We start from the raw sequence: 18,119 nt of genomic DNA, 5'->3' as shown, positions 1-18,119 counted from the left end.
TATTGTAAAGCAATGATGAGCGAAAGGAAGTGATGCAGTTTTGGATACACCAATTATGAGAAGTTTACCTCAAAGTATTGAGGCAGAGCAGTCAGTTCTTGGTTCTATGATTATTGATAGAAATACTATAGCTCAAGCAGCGGAAGGATTAACTACAGAAGATTTTTATAGAGATGCTCATAAGACTATATTCCAAAGTATAGTTGAAATGTTTCAAAGAGATGAAGCTGTGGATCAAGTTACTTTATTAGAATATTTAAAATCCACAGGAAGGCTTGAAAAGAGTGGTGGAATAACTTATGTTACTGAGATAAGTGGTTCTGTTCCTACAACAGCTAACGTTGCAGATTATATAAAAATAGTTAGCGAAAAATCTATACTTAGAAAGCTTATAAAATCTTCAACTGAAATAATTGAGAGTTGTTATAATGATCAATCTAACGTTGAAGAAGTAGTTGATAAAGCAGAAAAAAAGATATTTGATATAGCTGAAACTAAAACAACTAGTGATTTTGAACCAATAAGTGCTGTACTTGAAAGAGGATTTAAGCAAATAGAATCTCTTTATAATAATAAAGGTAGCATAACTGGTGTTGGTTCAGGATTTAAGGACTTAGATGCCAAAACATCTGGATTCCAAAGCGGAGATATGGTACTTATAGCGGCTAGACCATCTATGGGTAAAACAACTTTTGCTCTTAATATATGTGAACATGCAGCATTGAGAGAAGGAAAAAGTGTAGTAATATTTTCTTTAGAAATGTCTAAAGAACAATTAGCATATAAGCTTCTATGTTCGGAGGCTAATGTTGACATGCTTTCACTTAGAACTGGTAACTTAGATGATAAAGATTGGGAAAATATAGCTAGAGCAGCAGGACCACTAGCTGCAGCTAAGATATATATAGATGATAGTGCTGGAGTTTCTGTAATGGAAATGAGAAGTAAGTGTAGAAGACTTAAAATGGAATATGGAATAGATTTAATAATGATTGACTATCTTCAACTTATGAGTGGTAGTGGAGAAAGCCGACAACAAGAAGTATCAGAAATATCAAGAAATATTAAAGCTATTGCAAAGGAAATGGAATGTCCGGTTATAGCCTTATCGCAGCTTTCTCGTGCTCCTGAGCAAAGAGCAGATCATAGACCTATGCTATCTGACCTTAGAGAATCAGGATCTATAGAGCAGGATGCCGATCTTGCAATGTTTTTATATAGAGATGAATATTACAATAAAGAAACGGAAGATAAGAATGTAGCTGAATGTATTATAGCAAAACAGAGAAACGGTCCAGTTGGTACTGTTAAACTTGCATGGCTTGGTCAATTCAGTAAATTTGGTAATCTTGATATAGTACACAATGAATAATTAATAAATTTTAGATATAAATAAACTAAGGGTGAATTAAGTTATAGAAAAAAAGAGGTGAAAATTTTTATGGAAGGCGAAGCCCAGAGTTGCTTAAAAATCTACAAAAAATTAAATAATAATAATAGTAGAAGGATTCTGTGGCTTTATTCTTAAATAAAAACCATTAATCCTTCTACTTAATGAGGAGGATATATAATGGAAAATCTAAATTCAACAGAAGAGCTAAAAATATCTTTACTTAGTTTAAATGAAAAAGAGCTTTCTGAGTTATTAGAGGAGATTCATCCAGCAGATATACTAGATGTTCTTAGAAAAGAAGAAGATGTTAGAGGAGAGATATTAGGAAGGCTTCCACATTGGCTTGTAGCAGATATTTTGGAAGAAATGGATGAAGAAGAGCAAACAGAATTTCTAGAGTTATTTCCAGAGCTTGAGCAATATAAGATATTTAATGAAATGAGTTCAGATGAGCAAGCCGATCTATTATCTAACTTAGAGCCTGAAGAGGTAGATAGATTTCTTGATAATATAGATGAAGAGGATGCTGAAGAAGTTAAAGAACTTATGAACTATGAAGAAGATAGTTCAGGTGGAATAATGGCTACGGAATTCGTATCTATAAGGGAGTCTATGACTGTTAAAGAAACTTTAAATTATCTTCAAACAGCTACTATTGAAGCTGAAACTGTATATTATTTATATGTATTAGATGAAGATGAGATACTTAAGGGAATATTATCATTAAGAGATTTAGTTACAGCTAAATTTGATACAGTAATAAGAGACATAATGACTGAGCAGGTTAAAAGTATTCCTGTAAATATGGACCAAGAAGAGGTTGCACAGATATTTGAAAAATATGGATTCCAGGCTATGCCAGTAGTTGATGAAAAGGGAGAAATGCTTGGAGTAATAACATTTGATGATATTATAGAGGTAGTCAGAGAAGAAGATAGTGAAGATATGTACCGTCTAGGAGGTCTTAATGAGGGAGAAATTATAGACGGGCCAGCAATAGAATCTGTAAAGAGTAGAGTACCATGGCTTTTTATAAATTTATTAACTGCATTTTTGGCAGCAGCGACTGTCAATCTTTTCTCTTCTACTATAGATAAAGTTGTAATACTTGCAAGCTTTATGCCAATAGTTTCAGGTATGGGTGGTAATGCAGGAACTCAAACATTAACATTAATAGTTAGAGGTATAGCATTAGGTGAACTTACAATAGAGAATGCTAAAAAAGTATTTTTTAAAGAGGCTCTTACAGGAATATGTAATGGCCTTTGTGTGGGGTTAGCTGTTGCTACGATAGGGTACTTATGGGCTGGAAATCCTGTATTTGGGTTAGTTATAGGCTTAGCAATGCTCCTTAATATGAGTGTAGCTACAATGGCAGGATATTTGGTTCCTGTAACTCTTAAAAAGTTAAATGTGGATCCAGCTTTAGCATCGGCAGTTTTTGTAACTACATTTACAGATGTTTGTGGATTTTTCTTTTTCTTAGGTTTGGCGACTATGTTCCTAAAGTTTTTAACATAATGTAATAAAAGAGTAGAAACTGAAGTTTCTACTCTTTTACGTATTATTAGATAATTAAAATATAATCATATTAAACTACACCCTCATTTGAATTATTGTTATTTTGGAGAGTACTATGTTTCCTTCCATAAGTAAAGTAAATAATTAATCCAATTATAAGCCATATACAGAAGGCTAACCAAGTTATAAGGTGTAATCTACTTATTAAAGCTACACAACATATTATTGTTATAATAGGGGTATATGGAACACCAGGGCATTTAAATAGTCTATTAAAGTTAGGCATTGTTTTTCTAAGTACTATTACTGCAAGAGATACTACTATAAAGCTTAATAAAGTTCCTATACTTAAAAATTGAACTATTACATCAAGTGGTAAGAATCCTGCTATTATAGCAGCTATAACACCAGTTAGTACTGTTGATATATAAGGGGTTTTATGTTTTGAATGAATTTTTGATAATGCTTTTGGTAGTAAACCATCCCTAGACATAACCATAAATATTCTAACCTGCCCATATAGCATTACAAGTAGTGTTGAAATCATTCCTAAAATAGCTCCAGTTCCGATTAGAGCAGCTCCCCAGTTTATACCTATAGAGGCTAATGCACCTGGTACAGCATTTTCAGATATAATTTCTTTAAAAGGAACAATACCTGTAAGAACTAAGGCAACACCAACATAAAGTAAACTTACTACTGATAAACAGATTATAAGACCTAGAGGTACATCTCTTTTTGGATTTTTAGCTTCTTCAGCAGCGGTAGATATAGCATCAAAACCTATATATGAGAAGAATATTGTAGCAGTACCTGCAAATACTCCTTTCCAACCAAATGGCATAAAAGGTTTATAATTAGCTGGATTAATATGTTTAACACCTAAGAATATAAATAAAAGAATTATAGCTATTTTAATTCCAACAATTACATTATTCAGTTTAGCACTTTCTTGCATACCGTAATAAAGTAAATAAGTTATCAATGCTACTATTAAAATAGCTGGTAAATCTACTACTCCTCCATTACTAGGAGATGTAGTAAGCATTTTTGGAACTGTTAAACCAACAGATTTTAATATTCCTACAAAGGTTCCTGACCAACCCGAAGCAACTGCACTACAAGCAACTAAATATTCTGCAGTTAAGCACCAGCCTATAATCATAGCTACTATTTCTCCAAATGTAATATAGGCATAGGAGTAAGTACTTCCAGCTACAGGAAACATAGTAGAAAGCTCAGAATAACAAAGACCGCATAGAGCTGCAACTATAGCAGCTATTATAAATGATATCACGACAGCAGGACCTGCTAGATGAGCACCTTCTCCAGTAGCAACAAAAATTCCAACTCCAACCACTGCACCTATACCTAATGCTGCAATATCTTTAGCTCTTAAATTTTTATTTAAGGCACTTTTTTCAGCACCTTTAAGCATTTCTTCAATTGATTTTTTTTTGAAAATCTCCATAATAATTCTAATTTAAAAATTAAAAGCAAATTTAATATTTTAATAATAATAAATTCCTTGCTTTAATTATAAATTAGAGCTTCACCCCTTCCTTTGTAAATTAAATAATATTTTATCGAAATTTGTAGTAATTTAATATTTTTTATAATTATATAAGAAATGGACAAGAAAATAAAGAGATTTTTATTAAAAAAATAAAAAAAAATATTTAGTTAAGATAAAATACTAAAAAATATACAAAAAAGTATTTAATTTAATATTATTTAGGTTTCTTTTTTATAATTATAGTTAACTCTCCTAAATTGTAATTTGAAGATAATGAATTTATATCTATATCATCTAAATAGAACATTCTTTTTTGCTCACCAAATACTCTTTCTTTTTTTAAAGTAGTTGAATTAGAAAAGTTTTCTTTTCTATCAGCAGATATAAGTAGAAAGTTATTTATATATTCTATAGAAATTTCATTCTTTTTTAAACCTGGTAAGTCTGCTTGAAGAATGTAGGAATCATCTGTTTCTTTTAAATCAACTTTAAAATTACATAATGTATTTGATAAAACAATATTTTTTTCACAAAATACATCGTTCCATATTAACTCGAAAAATTCTTTAGAATTTATTAAACTACTAGAATAAATGGGAAGCATACTAAACATAAATAAGTACCTCCTTAATCGAGAATCCAAACATTATATTTGGTTATTCGAACTTACTTCTATGAATGTAATGAATAGGAGTTCCTTTTATTCAAAGTTAAGATATATTATGATAGTAGTTTGTTATTATATAAAACAAGCTATACTATGATTTTTTTGGACTAGAATATAAATTATAATAATAAAACATAATATTTCTAACAAAATAAAAAATTTAGCAATTTATTTTTATGTATTGTAAAATATAAATATAAAAATTTTTTAAGGAGGGTTATATGAAAATTGGATTTATAGGCTGTGGAAATATGGGAAAAGCAATGCTTGGAGGTATAATAAAATCTGGAAAAGTTAAAAATGATGATATTATGGCTTCAGCTAAAAGTCAAAATACTATAGATAAAATAAAAAGAGAATTCAATGTTAAAACTACTTTAAATAATAGAGAGGTAGTAGTTGAATCAAATATTATAATACTTGCAGTTAAGCCGTATCTATATAATTCAGTAATAGATGAAATTAAAGATATTATGGATGAGAGTAAGATAATAATTACTATAGCTGCAGGGATAACAATTGATGGTGTTATAAAGAGGTTTGGTAAGAAAATAAAAGTTATAAAAACGATGCCTAATACTCCTGCTTTAGTATGTGAAGGAATGACAGCGATTTGTCATAATGAAAATGTAACAATAGAAGAAAAAAATAGTGTAATAGATTTATTTAAAGCGTTTGGAAAGGTAGAGGAATTAGAAGAAAAAGATTTTTATGCGTTTACAGCTCTTTGCGGATCATCCCCTGCATATGTATTTATGTTTGTAGAGGCTATGGCAGATGCAGCAGTTAAACAAGGGATACCAAGAAAAAAAGCGTATAGTCTAGCAGCTCAAGCTGTTTTAGGTTCAGCTAAGATGATATTAGAAACTGAAAAGCATCCAGGAGAGCTTAAAGATGCAGTCTGTTCACCTGGAGGAACAACAATAGAAGCTGTATTAGAACTTGAAAAATCAGGATTTAGATCAAGTGTTATAAATGCTATGAATAAGTGCGAGGAAAAAGCTAAAAAAATGTAATAAAACATATTGACAAAATTAAAAAATGGATATAAACTATAGATAGTGATAATCAATCTCAATTAGAGAATGGTTTTACGGCAAACACACACAAATAGCATTAACAAATAAAACTCCTCTTAATATTATTTAATCATCTAAAGTAGCTTGAGTAAATTTTACTCAAGCTACTTTTTAAGTTTAGAATATTTTTTTATTTTAGGGTAAAACTTATGTTGTAACAATTTTATTAAGAGGTGATAGTTATGGCGAAGAATAAAGGATTAAAACAAAAACAACAATCTCAGATGGCAGAAAGCAATGATTCAGCAAAGTCTAGAAATGGTTTTAATGAATCAGGAAATGCTGTTACACAAGGTGGAAATGCAAAGAATAAGAATAAAAGATAAAATGGGTGGTTTTAAAACCACCCATTTTATCTTTATTTTCCAAAAACCTTATTTTTAAGTTCTATCCCTGTTTTAGTAATAGCTAAACCACCCATAGCAGTTTCTCTAAGTTCACTAGGAAGTTGTCTACCTACCTTGTACATAGCTTCTACTGTATCATCAAAAGGTATTTTGCTATCTATACCTGCCATCACTAAATCAGCAGTAGTTAAAGCACTTACGGCTCCAGCAAAGTTTCTTTTTGCACAAGGGACTTCTACAAGTCCAGCTATAGGATCGCAAACAAGACCAAGGATATTCTTTATTACTATAGCAGCAGCATCTAAGCTCATTTTAGGAGTTCCACCCATCATTTCTACAACTGCGCCTGAGGCCATAGCAGCAGCAGAACCACATTCCGCTTGACAGCCTCCTTCAGCTCCAGCTAAAGTAGCATTTTGAGCTATTATAATACCAATTGCAGAAGATGCAAAAAGACCTCTTAGTATTTCTTCTTCTGAAAGGTTTAGCTTTTCTCCAGCTGTAAGTATAACTGATGGAAGGATGCCACAAGATCCAGCTGTAGGACAAGCTACTATTCTTCCCATAGAAGCATTAACTTCAGAGCAAGAAAGAGCTCTTGCCATAGCTTTAATCATAACATCACCAGTTAAATAATTACCTTTAGATAAGTAATTTTTCAACTTATAGGCATCTCCTCCTATAAGACCACTTACTGAGAAAACTTCTTTTTCTTGAGCTTCTGAGGCAGATTGTTGCATCACATGAAGTACGCTTCTCATCTCATCAAAAACTTGTTCTTTAGTTATATCTCTTTGTTCCATTTCATAATTTATAGCAAAATCGCTTAGTTTAAAATTATTTTCTTTACATATATTTAAAAGGTCAACACCAGTTCTAGCAATCATATTATTCACCTTTCTTTATTGGATTTATTATTATTAAATTTACTACAGCATCTACTTTTTTTATTTCGTCAAGTATTTCAGTAGATAATTCATTATCCATTTCAAAAACCATTTGAGCAAGTTTTCCTTTTTCATGTCTATAAACTTTCATAAAAGCAATATTTATATTACCTTTATAAACTATATCAGCAACTTTCGAAACAGCTCCAGGAACATCTTTATGACAAATAATCAATGTTGGATATTCACCAGTAAATTCTACTTCGTTACCATTAATATTAGTGATTTTTATACTTCCTCCGCCTATAGATGAACCTGTTATTTCGAAGTGTTCATTTTTAGAATTAAGTATTAAAAATTTAACAGTATTAGGATGTTCATCTCCTAAATCAGCTTCTTTAAAAGTAAATTTTAGACCTTTTTCAGTGGCTATTTCCATAGAATCTCTAAGATTTACATCGCTAGGTTCCATACCTAAGATACCCGCAACTAGCGCCTTATCAGTTCCATGGCCTTTATAGGTTTTTCCAAAAGAACCATGAAGTAAAAAAGTTACTTCTTTAATGCTTCCACCTGCTATTGCACTAGCTATTTTACCAAGTCTAGCAGCACCAGCTGTATGAGAGCTAGATGGTCCTATCATTATTGGCCCTAATATATCGAAAACTCCGTATTTTTTCATAAGATTTCTCCTTTGCTTTGGAAAGTATATTTCAATTTAATATTAATTTAGTTTAAGTGTTAAAGCAATAAATATTAATTGCCAAACATAGAAAGTGAACGTAAAAGTTTTCTTCAAATTAAATATATAAAATTAAAAATAATCGAAAATAATTAAAAGATAAATATAAATACATTTTAATTTGAAAATAGTTAAAAATATATATGAAAAAATATAAAACTGAATTTGAAATTTAAAGTTTAAAATTTAGAAACAATTTAAACATCTAAACAACAAATATAAGACTTAAACTTATAGTATAGCAAGCGTATTTATTGTTTAGGAGGTACTATATGAGTTTTAATGTAATAGAAGAAAAAAGTAGATTCGATTATTTAGATTTAGCAAAAGGTTTTTTAATAATATCAGTAGTTTTATCTCATGCGCCTTTTGATAATGCAATGTATATATACTGGTTTCATATGCCAGCATTTTTTATAATAAGTGGTTTATTAGCTAAAGAAAAAATAAATATTAAAGATCAAGCCATTAAATTTTTTGTACCATATTTAGCTTTTAGTATAGTTGATTTATTAATGTCTTATGCAGGAAGCTACGATAGTTTATCACTGCAAGGTTTTGTAGATGATTTGTCCAAATATATTTATGGAGGAAAAAATGTTGGTGGAGTATTTTGGTTTATTCCATGTCTTTTTTTAACAAAAATAATATTTAATAAATTAAGAAAATACTTAAGCACAAAGCAACTAATTGGAAGCATTATTATTTTATATATTTTGGCTCATCTTTATACAAGGTTTATAATGACCTATGATATAGGTGATATACCAAATTACCTAAAGTTCCCTTGGGATATAGATGTTTTGTTTATTACAATACCTTATTACGCTATAGGATATGGATTTAAAAATATAACAAATTTTATAACAAATAAATATACCTTTATTGTAACTGCAATATTAACTTTTGTTATTTATGCTAAAGACTTTATGGGGCATAATTATTTTTATATAAATCTAAAATTTTCTCAGTATAAAGATCCAATATTGGATTTAGTAATTCCAGTTACAATAACAATATGTATATTATCATTCTGTTCTTTAGTAAGTAAATTCGATATATTAAGTCCTATAAGATATTTAGGCAAGATATCTCTTATTGTAATGTATTTGCACAAACCTATATGTAGTCTTGTAGAAGACTATGTACCTTTAAATTTTGTGCAGTTTACAGTTATAGGTGTATTAATACCGGTTTTAATATATAATTTATTTATATCTAAGTTTAGCATTACTGAAATGATATTTGCAGGTAAAAGATTGGTTAAATCTAAAAATAATGTAGTAGATAAAAGTATAGTTTTAAATGCTTATAAATAAAATAGTGATCCGTAACATAGTTAATAATAAAAACTATGTTATGGATTTATTTTTTTAGAACTTTATTTAAATTTGTACAATATAAAGTTTTATAATAATATTAAAATATGGAGCATTAATTCAAGCTTCTATATAATAAATATGAAAAACTATAAACTTAAGAGGTGTTTTATGGTTAAAAATAATGGTTTAATAATTGAACAATCTCACAAAAGAAGTGAAGATTATGGAGTTGAAAAAAATACCTATCATTCAAGAAAAGTTTTAAATAATGACCAAATAGAGACCTTATTGAAGGTTAATAGATATTTAGTAGAAGTTGCTACGCCCTATATAAACATGATAAATTCAGCCTTAAATAATGAAGACTTTATAGTTGTGTTAACAGACAATGAAGGATGTATATTGTATATAGATGGACAAGAAAGTATTTTAAATGAGTTTAGTAAAATAGATTTAGTCATTGGGGCATATATGGATGAAAAGAGTATAGGTACAAATGCAATGGGAACGGCAATAAAAGAAGACAGACCTATTCAGATTACAGCAAATGAACATTATATTAAGGCTTTCCAATCATTAACTTGCTCAGCAGCTCCAATACATGATGATAGGGGAAAAATAATAGGAACTTTAAATCTTACGGGAAATAGTGATAAAAAGCATCCCCATACATTAGGCTTAGTAATTGTAGGGGTTAAGGCAATAGAAAATGAAATAGATAAAGAGAAAGCTAAGAATGTCTTAAATGAAACTTATAATTATATGGAAAGTATAATTGACAATGTATCTAAGGGAGTTATGATAATTGATAATTATGGGAAAATAAAGAATATAAATAAACTCGGAGAAAAAATATTTAATAAAGAAAAGGACATGCTAATAGATAGAGATGTATCCACAATAGTTTCTGATTGGTATAACATATTAGATAAATTTGAAAATGGTGAAAAAAGTTACACTAAAGAAGTTAAGGTGAAACATTCAAGTAAATATAAAACAGTACTAGATTTTAAACCAGTAAACTTCAAGGATAAGATAGTAGGAATGGTTGTATTAATGACAAACCAAGAAGACATAATAAGTGAATGTTCAACCAATACAGGAGCTTTTTATGATTTTGATGATATTATAGGAAGTAGTGCCATAATAAAAAATACTATTACAAATTGTAAAATAATATCAAACAGTCCCTCTACAGTATTAATTGAAGGTGAAAGTGGTACTGGCAAGGAAATTTTAGCACAATCAATACACAATTACAGTTATAGAAGAAACAATAAATTTGTAGCGATAAATTGTGGTGCTATACCAACGAATATAATAGAAAGTGAATTATTTGGATATGAAGAAGGAACTTTTACTGGTGGGAAAAAAGGTGGAAGAAAAGGTAAAATTGAATTAGCCAATGGAGGAACTTTATTTTTAGATGAGATTGGTGAAATGCCATTAGATATGCAGGTCAATTTACTTAGATTTCTTCAAGAAGGTAGAATTACAAGACTTGGAGGAGATAAGGAAATAGCTGTTGATGTAAGAATTATAGCTGCAACTAATAAAGATTTAAAAAAGGAAATATTAAAGGGAAATTTTAGGGAAGATTTATATTATAGATTATGTGTTATTCCTATAAAAGTGCCTTCTCTTAGAGAGAGAAAAGGAGATATAGAGGAACTTATAAATTATTTTATTAGAATAAAATCTTTAAAACTTAATAAAAGTATTCTTAATATAAGTGATGCTGTTTATGATACTTTAATAAATTATAATTGGCCAGGAAACGTAAGACAGCTTGAAAATTATATAGAAAGTTTAGTTAACCTAGATGGAAAACTATGCCTAGACTTATTAAATGAAGAGGAAATTGTTAAAAAATCAAGAGTTAAATTTGAAAGTGAAGAAACAAGTGAGTTAGTCACTTTAGAAGAAATGGAAAGAAGACTTATACTAAAAACCGTTAGATGTTTAGATAATAATATGACAAAAGTAGCAAGACAACTAGGGATAGGCAGAAATACCTTATATGCAAAAATGAGGAAATATGATATATATTAAAAATTGTTATTTATAAAACTGTATCAAAATAGAACAGTGTCATGAATTAGAACAATAAATTTAAAAAAGTGTTCGATTTTAGAACAAAAATATTAGGAAATAATACATGTAAAGCTTTGCAAGTTGCCATTTTAAAACGTTTTTCAAATTTGGCATATAAATTGCTGTTAATAAAAGTGTTAATTGTTTAACATACTTTTACTTAAAAACTTATATATTTAATTATAAGATATTAATATTTAGGAGGAGAACAAAATGGCACGTTTTACATTACCAAGAGATATTTATCATGGACAAGGATCTTTAGAGGTTTTAAAAACATTAAAAGGAAAGAGAGCAATCATCGTTGTTGGTGGTGGTTCAATGAAAAAATTTGGATTCTTAGAGAAAGTAGAAAATTATCTAAGAGAAGCTGGAATAGAAACAATTTTATTTGAAGGTGTTGAACCAGATCCATCAGTAGAAACAGTTATGAAAGGTGCTCAAGTTATGAGAGAGTTTGAGCCAGATTGGATAGTAGCAATGGGTGGTGGATCACCAATAGATGCAGCTAAGGCTATGTGGATATTCTATGAGTACCCAGATTTTACTTTTGAACAAGCAGTTGTTCCATTTGGATTACCAGAATTAAGACAAAAGGCTAAATTTATAGCTATTCCATCAACAAGTGGTACTGCTACAGAAGTTACTGCTTTTTCAGTAATAACTGATTATAAAGCAAAAATTAAATATCCTTTAGCTGATTTTAATATAACTCCAGATATAGCTATAGTTGATCCAGATTTAGCTCAAACAATGCCGGCTAAATTAGTAGCACATACAGGGATGGATGCTTTAACTCATGCTATAGAAGCATATACAGCTAGTTTAAAATCAAATTTCTCAGATCCATTAGCTATGAGAGCTATAGAAATGGTACAAGAAAACATTGTTAAATCATTTGAAGGTGATGTAGAAGCTAGAAACTTAATGCATGAAGCTCAATGTTTAGCTGGTATGGCATTCTCAAATGCTTTACTTGGAATAGTTCACTCAATGGCACACAAAACAGGAGCTGTATTCCATATTCCTCATGGATGTGCTAATGCAATATTTTTACCATATGTAATTGAATATAATAGAGTAGTATGTGAAGATAGATATGCAAACATTGCTAGAACATTAGGTTTAAAGGGTCAAACTGATGCTGAATTAACAGATTCATTAATAGAAATGATAAATGATTTAAATACTAAACTTAATATTCCACATACAATGAAAGAGTATGGAGTTACTGAAGAAGATTTCAAGGCTAATGTAGAATTTATATCTAAAAATGCTATAATAGATGCATGTACAGGATCTAGTCCAAGAGAAATAGATGCTAAAACTATGGAGAAATTATTTGAATGTACATTCTATGGAACTAAAGTAAATTTCTAATTTAATAATAAGGCATATTCTTAAAATAATAGGCTACCATATTTGCCTGATTTGATTTATTATTCTTTAAAAATGCCTAAAAGCTCTCTTTAAGAGAGCTTTTTATTAATTAAATAGAAAGTATACAAAAAATTAAAACATTAACATTAAATAGATATTTAGAGGAGATAAATATGTACAAGATAGTAAAAAAGAGAGAACTTACAAATAACATATTTTTAATGGATATAGAGGCTCCTAGAGTTGCAAAATCTGCAAATCCAGGACAATTTATAATAATAAAGAATGATGAAAAGGGTGAAAGAATTCCTTTAACTATAGCTGATTATGATAAAGAAGCTGGTACAGTATCAATAGTATTTCAAACTGTAGGACAAGGAACAAAACAGTTAGCAACATTTAATGAAGGCGATTATGTAAGAGATTTTGTTGGACCATTAGGACAACCAAGTGAATTTATACATGAAAATATAGAAGAATTAAAGAAAAAGAAATTAATATTTATAGCAGGTGGTGTTGGAGCTGCACCTGTATATCCGCAAGTTAAATGGATGAAAGAAAATGGAATAGATGTAGACGTAATAGTAGGTTCAAGAAATAAAGAGCTTTTGATATTAGAAGATGAAATGAGATCTGTTGCTTCAAATTTATATATTGCTACAGATGATGGTTCTTATGGTTTTAATGGAAGAGTTACAGATTGTTTAAAAGATTTAGTTGAGAATAAGGGAAATAAATATGATCATGCAATAGTTATAGGACCTATGATAATGATGAAATTTATGGTAGCCTTGACTAAAGAAATGGATATACCAACAACAGTAAGTTTAAATCCTATAATGGTTGATGGAACTGGAATGTGTGGTGCTTGTAGAGTTACAGTAGGTGGACAAGTAAAATTTGCTTGTGTTGATGGACCAGAATTTGATGGACATTTAGTAGATTTTGATGAATCAATGAGAAGACAAGCTTTATATAAATCAGAAGAAGGAAGAGCACAGTTAAAAATAGAAGAAGGAAGTACACATAATCATGGAGGCTGTGGCTGCGGAGGTGAAAAATAATGGATATGGCAGATAGAATGAAAAGAACTCCTGTAAAAGAACAAGAACCTAAAATTAGAGCCAAAAATTTTGATGAGGTTTGCTTAGGATATGAAGAAGAAAAGGCAATACAAGAAGCTAATAGATGTTTAACTTGTAAGAATCCAAAATGTGTAGAAGGATGCCCTGTATCAGTAAATATACCGGGATTCATAAGTTATGTTAAAGAAGGAAAAATTGAAGAGGCTGCAAAAGAAATAGCAAAATATAGTGCATTACCAGCAGTATGTGGTAGAGTTTGCCCTCAAGAAAACCAATGTGAAGGTAAATGTGTTCTTGGAATAAAAGGACAAGCTGTTGCTATAGGAAAACTAGAAAAGTTTGTTGCAGACTGGTCTAGAAAAAATAATGTTGATTTAAGTCAAACTGAACCTAAGAATAATAAAAAAGTAGCTGTAGTAGGAAGTGGTCCAGCTGGACTTACTTGTGCAGGAGATTTAGCTAAAAAAGGTTATGATGTTACTATATTTGAAGCTTTACACGAAGCGGGCGGAGTTTTAGTATATGGAATACCTGAATTCAGATTGCCAAAAGATGAAGTTGTTAAAGCTGAAATTGAAAACATTAAAAAATTAGGTGTTAAAATAGAAACTAACGTTATCGTTGGTAGAACAGTAACTATAGATGAACTTATAGAAGATGAAAAGTTTGAAGCAGTATTTATAGGATCAGGAGCTGGTCTTCCGAAATTCATGGGTATACCAGGAGAAAATGCTAATGGAGTATTCTCAGCTAATGAGTTTTTAACTAGAGTAAATCTAATGAAAGCATTTAAAGAAGAATATCATACTCCTGTAAAAGTAGGAAAGAAAGTTGCAGTTGTAGGTGGCGGAAATGTTGCTATGGATGCAGCTAGAACAGCTTTAAGATTAGGTGCAGAAACTCACATAGTATATAGAAGAGGGATAGATGAGCTTCCAGCAAGAGCAGAAGAAGTACATCATGCAAAAGAAGAGGGAATAATATTTGACGTCTTAACTAACCCAAATGAGATTCTTGTTGATGAAAATGGTTGGGTAAAGGGCATGAAATGCGTTAAAATGGGCTTAGGAGAACCTGATGCTTCTGGTAGAAGAAGACCGGTAGAAATTGAAGGATCAGAATTTATAATGGATGTTGAAACTGTTATAATGTCTCTTGGAACATCACCAAATCCATTAATATCTTCAACTACTGAAGGACTAGAAATAAACAAGTGGAAGTGTATAGTAGCAGATGAAACTACAGGTTTAACTTCTAGAGAAGGAGTTTATGCTGGTGGAGATGCTGTAACTGGGGCTGCAACAGTAATACTAGCTATGGGAGCTGGTAAAAATGCAGCAAAGGCAATTGATGAGTATTTAAAAAATAAATAATATATTTAATCCATGAAATAAATAATATATTTCATGGATTATTTTTTTGTAAAAAACTATTAAAATTTGTACAATATAAACATGAAGAGTAACGATATATAATTAAGAGCTTGAAAGGAGAAAAATAATGTTTAAAATTTTTGTAGTTGAAGATGATGAAAAAATAAAAGATATAGTTTTAGAAAATGTATCAAAGTGGGGATATGAAGGAAAAGGAGTAGAAAGTTTTCCTAATATTTTAAATGAATTTGTTGAGTTTAATCCACACATAGTTTTAATGGATATTAATCTACCAGCCTTTGATGGATTTTATTGGTGTAATAAAATAAGAGAAATATCTAAGGTGCCTATAATATTTATATCTTCAAGAAATACTAATATGGATATAATTATGGCTATGAATATGGGGGGAGATGACTTCGTTCAAAAACCATTTTCATTAGAAGTTTTAATGGCTAAGGTTCAAGCTATATTAAGAAGAACTTATTCATATACAAATGTTGAATCAAATGTGTTAGAGCATAAAGGAGCAATATTAAATTTAAAAGATGGAAATGTAATGTTTGAAGAAGAGAAAGTTGAACTAACTAAAAATGAGTTTAAGATTCTTTATATGCTTATGAAGAATAACGGAAAAGTAGTAAGTAGAGAAAAGATAATGAGGAGTCTTTGGGAGGATGAAAGCTTCGTAGATGATAACACATTAACTGTAAATATAAATAGATTAAGAAAGAAATTATCGGATATAGGTCTTGAAGAATATATATTAACCAAAAAAGGGCAAGGATATATAGTTTAGACAAAGGAAGTGAAGTAGTTGAGTTTTAAGAATTATGTGATAGATAAAATTCACCTTATATTATTTTATGTTTTTATTATTAGTTTAATATCTTTAGTTGTATTTTTATATGGAAATTATAACATGGGATTTGGTAGTATAATTTATTTAAATATATTATCGTATACCTTTTTTATTATATTTTTAGCTTACGATTTTTATAGAAATAAAAATTACTATGAAAATTTGAGCTATTTTTTAGAGAATGATGTAGAGGATATAAATTCTATGCTTCCTAAAGCAAATAATAGAGAGCAGATATTTATAAATAAAATTCTAAGAAACACTTTTAAATCTCAAAGTAATAAGATTGAAGCTTTATATTTAGATAAGGTAGAAAACATGGATTTTATAACTTCATGGGTTCATGAGATAAAGACGCCTATATCTGTTTCAAGACTTATTATAGAAAATAGTGAAGGCAAAGACATGGAAGATGTTTTAGATAGTATAGATGATGAATTAGATAAAATAGATAATTATGTAGAGCAATCATTATATTATTCAAAAATAGATGATTTTTCTAAAGATTATTTAATATCTGAGTTAGATCTAAAAAAGTTTATGAATGAGATAATTAAAAAGAATTCTAAAATGTTTATAAACAAAAGAATAGGTCTTAATATGCACGATATGGATAAAACAGTCCTAACAGATAAAAAGTGGCTTTTATTTATTGTAAATCAAGTGTTAGGTAATGCTTTGAAGTATACAGGAAAGAGTGGAAATATAGAAATATATGCACAAGAGCTTGAAAAAGAAAAAATGTTAATTATAAAAGATAACGGAATTGGGATAAAAGAAGCAGATTTAAGTCGTGTTTTTGATAAGGGTTTTACAGGGGAAACAGGAAGGGAATTTACTAAGTCAACAGGTATGGGGCTTTATTTAGCTAAAAAAATGGCAAATAAATTAGGTCATAACATAGCTATATATTCTAAGATAAATGAATATACAAAGGTAGAAATAGTGTTTCCTAAATTCCTAGAACATCTTAATGTTACAAAAATGTAATAAATATGCACAACATTGTTAGGTTATTAAATGGATGATGCTGTAAATGCGTTGTAAAATAGTCTCATAAGGTATATATATGGAGGTAATGAGAATGAACAACGTTTTAATAGCAAGAAATTTAAAGAAAGTATATTCATCAAAAGGAAATAATTATACTGCACTAAGAGATATAGATTTAGACATAAAAGAAGGCGAATTTATAGGAGTAATGGGACCTTCGGGAGCAGGGAAAACCACATTACTTAATATAGTGTCTACTATAGATACATTATCATCAGGTAGTGTAATTATAGATGGCGATGATATTGCAAAAATGAAAGAAGAGAAGTTAGCCAATTTTAGAAGAAACAAATTAGGGTTTGTATTTCAAGATTATAATCTTTTAAATACATTGACCATTAAAGAAAATATAATATTACCTTTGGCACTTTCAAAGATAAATTATAAGGAAATAGATAAAAGGGTAGATGAATTAGCAAAGAAGTTTGATATATATGATATTTTAAATAAATATCCTTATGAGGTATCAGGAGGTCAGAAGCAAAGAGCTTCAATATCTAGAGCTATTATAACAAAGCCTGCTTTAATACTTGCAGATGAACCAACAGGAGCACTTGATTCCAAATCTTCAGCAGAAATATTGCAAACATTAAGCGATTTAAATAAAAATGATAATGTAACTATAATGATGGTAACTCATGATGCATTTGCAGCAAGTTATTGTAAGAGGATAATATTTATAAAAGATGGTACAGTATTTTCAGAAATTATTAGAAGTGGATCAAGAAAAGAATTCTTTCAAAAGATTTTAGATGTGCTTTCAACACTTGGAAATTCAGTGGCAGATCTATAATTAAA

16 protein-coding genes are annotated in these 18,119 nt (G+C 29.5%); 12 read left to right on the top strand and 4 right to left on the bottom strand.

Annotated features, from left to right (window positions below; translation table 11 throughout):
• Window positions 1-40 precede the first annotated feature (40 nt).
• The gene (locus tag BUB01_RS19880; protein WP_072992541.1) at window positions 41-1,372 is read left to right on the top strand and encodes a replicative DNA helicase; all 1,332 of its coding nucleotides are present in this window, start codon (window positions 41-43) and stop codon (window positions 1,370-1,372) included.
• 198 nt (window positions 1,373-1,570) lie between these two features.
• Complete coding sequence (mgtE, locus tag BUB01_RS19875) at window positions 1,571-2,914, top strand: magnesium transporter (RefSeq protein ID WP_072992539.1); 1,344 nt, start codon at window positions 1,571-1,573, stop codon at window positions 2,912-2,914.
• Window positions 2,915-2,984: 70 nt separating this feature from the next.
• On the opposite strand, the gene BUB01_RS19870 is transcribed toward mgtE, so the two are convergent.
• Window positions 2,985-4,385 (bottom strand): amino acid permease, encoded by a 1,401-nt coding sequence (locus BUB01_RS19870; RefSeq protein WP_072992536.1) that lies wholly within the window; start codon window positions 4,383-4,385, stop codon window positions 2,985-2,987.
• Window positions 4,386-4,644: 259 nt separating this feature from the next.
• On the bottom strand, window positions 4,645-5,043 hold the full coding sequence (locus tag BUB01_RS19865; RefSeq protein WP_072992533.1) for an Hsp20 family protein: 399 nt from the start codon (window positions 5,041-5,043) through the stop codon (window positions 4,645-4,647).
• 275 nt (window positions 5,044-5,318) lie between these two features.
• Between BUB01_RS19865 and proC the strand changes: the two genes are divergently transcribed.
• A complete protein-coding gene (proC, locus tag BUB01_RS19860) occupies window positions 5,319-6,113 on the top strand; it encodes a pyrroline-5-carboxylate reductase (protein WP_072992529.1) in 795 nt (264 codons plus the stop codon).
• A 245-nt stretch (window positions 6,114-6,358) separates the two neighbouring features.
• Window positions 6,359-6,502 carry a hypothetical protein gene (locus BUB01_RS23350; RefSeq protein WP_159433283.1) on the top strand — a complete coding sequence of 48 codons (144 nt, stop codon included), beginning with the start codon at window positions 6,359-6,361 and terminating at the stop codon, window positions 6,500-6,502.
• A gap of 32 nt (window positions 6,503-6,534) precedes the next feature.
• On the opposite strand, the gene sdaAA is transcribed toward BUB01_RS23350, so the two are convergent.
• Together sdaAA and sdaAB are read right to left on the bottom strand one after the other, a co-directional pair.
• Entirely contained in the window at window positions 6,535-7,410 is an 876-nt protein-coding gene (gene sdaAA / locus BUB01_RS19855; protein WP_072992526.1) for an L-serine ammonia-lyase, iron-sulfur-dependent, subunit alpha, read from the bottom strand.
• A 1-nt stretch (window position 7,411) separates the two neighbouring features.
• A complete protein-coding gene (gene sdaAB / locus BUB01_RS19850; RefSeq protein WP_072992523.1) occupies window positions 7,412-8,092 on the bottom strand; it encodes an L-serine ammonia-lyase, iron-sulfur-dependent subunit beta in 681 nt (226 codons plus the stop codon).
• A gap of 332 nt (window positions 8,093-8,424) precedes the next feature.
• Between sdaAB and BUB01_RS19845 the strand changes: the two genes are divergently transcribed.
• The 8 genes from BUB01_RS19845 to BUB01_RS19810 all read left to right on the top strand — a co-directional run bounded on the left by BUB01_RS19845 (window position 8,425) and on the right by BUB01_RS19810 (window position 18,114).
• Window positions 8,425-9,471, top strand: a complete 1,047-nt coding sequence (locus BUB01_RS19845) for an acyltransferase family protein (protein ID WP_072992521.1) — start codon at window positions 8,425-8,427, stop codon at window positions 9,469-9,471.
• A 171-nt stretch (window positions 9,472-9,642) separates the two neighbouring features.
• Window positions 9,643-11,526 carry a sigma-54-dependent Fis family transcriptional regulator gene (locus tag BUB01_RS19840; protein ID WP_072992518.1) on the top strand — a complete coding sequence of 628 codons (1,884 nt, stop codon included), beginning with the start codon at window positions 9,643-9,645 and terminating at the stop codon, window positions 11,524-11,526.
• Window positions 11,527-11,781: 255 nt separating this feature from the next.
• Window positions 11,782-12,948, top strand: a complete 1,167-nt coding sequence (locus BUB01_RS19835; RefSeq protein ID WP_072992514.1) for an iron-containing alcohol dehydrogenase — start codon at window positions 11,782-11,784, stop codon at window positions 12,946-12,948.
• A gap of 173 nt (window positions 12,949-13,121) precedes the next feature.
• Window positions 13,122-14,012: a sulfide/dihydroorotate dehydrogenase-like FAD/NAD-binding protein gene (locus BUB01_RS19830; RefSeq protein ID WP_072992511.1), complete on the top strand. Its 891-nt coding sequence runs from the start codon at window positions 13,122-13,124 to the stop codon at window positions 14,010-14,012.
• Complete coding sequence (gene gltA / locus BUB01_RS19825) at window positions 14,012-15,406, top strand: NADPH-dependent glutamate synthase (protein WP_072992507.1); 1,395 nt, start codon at window positions 14,012-14,014, stop codon at window positions 15,404-15,406. Before BUB01_RS19830 ends, gltA begins: the two co-directional genes overlap by 1 nt.
• Window positions 15,407-15,533: 127 nt before the next feature.
• Entirely contained in the window at window positions 15,534-16,205 is a 672-nt protein-coding gene (locus BUB01_RS19820) for a response regulator transcription factor (RefSeq protein WP_072992504.1), read from the top strand.
• Window positions 16,206-16,223: 18 nt separating this feature from the next.
• Window positions 16,224-17,258, top strand: coding sequence for a sensor histidine kinase (locus BUB01_RS19815; RefSeq protein WP_072992499.1), 1,035 nt, complete (start codon window positions 16,224-16,226; stop codon window positions 17,256-17,258).
• Between the two features lie 94 nt (window positions 17,259-17,352).
• Window positions 17,353-18,114, top strand: coding sequence for an ABC transporter ATP-binding protein (locus BUB01_RS19810; RefSeq protein WP_072992496.1), 762 nt, complete (start codon window positions 17,353-17,355; stop codon window positions 18,112-18,114).
• Window positions 18,115-18,119 lie beyond the last annotated feature (5 nt).

The organism is Clostridium cavendishii DSM 21758 (assembly GCF_900141845.1).
Lineage (GTDB): Bacteria > Bacillota > Clostridia > Clostridiales > Clostridiaceae > Clostridium_AG > Clostridium_AG cavendishii.
Note: the sequence above shows the minus strand (reverse complement) of the source record. Positions and strands in the feature narration are given on the sequence as shown.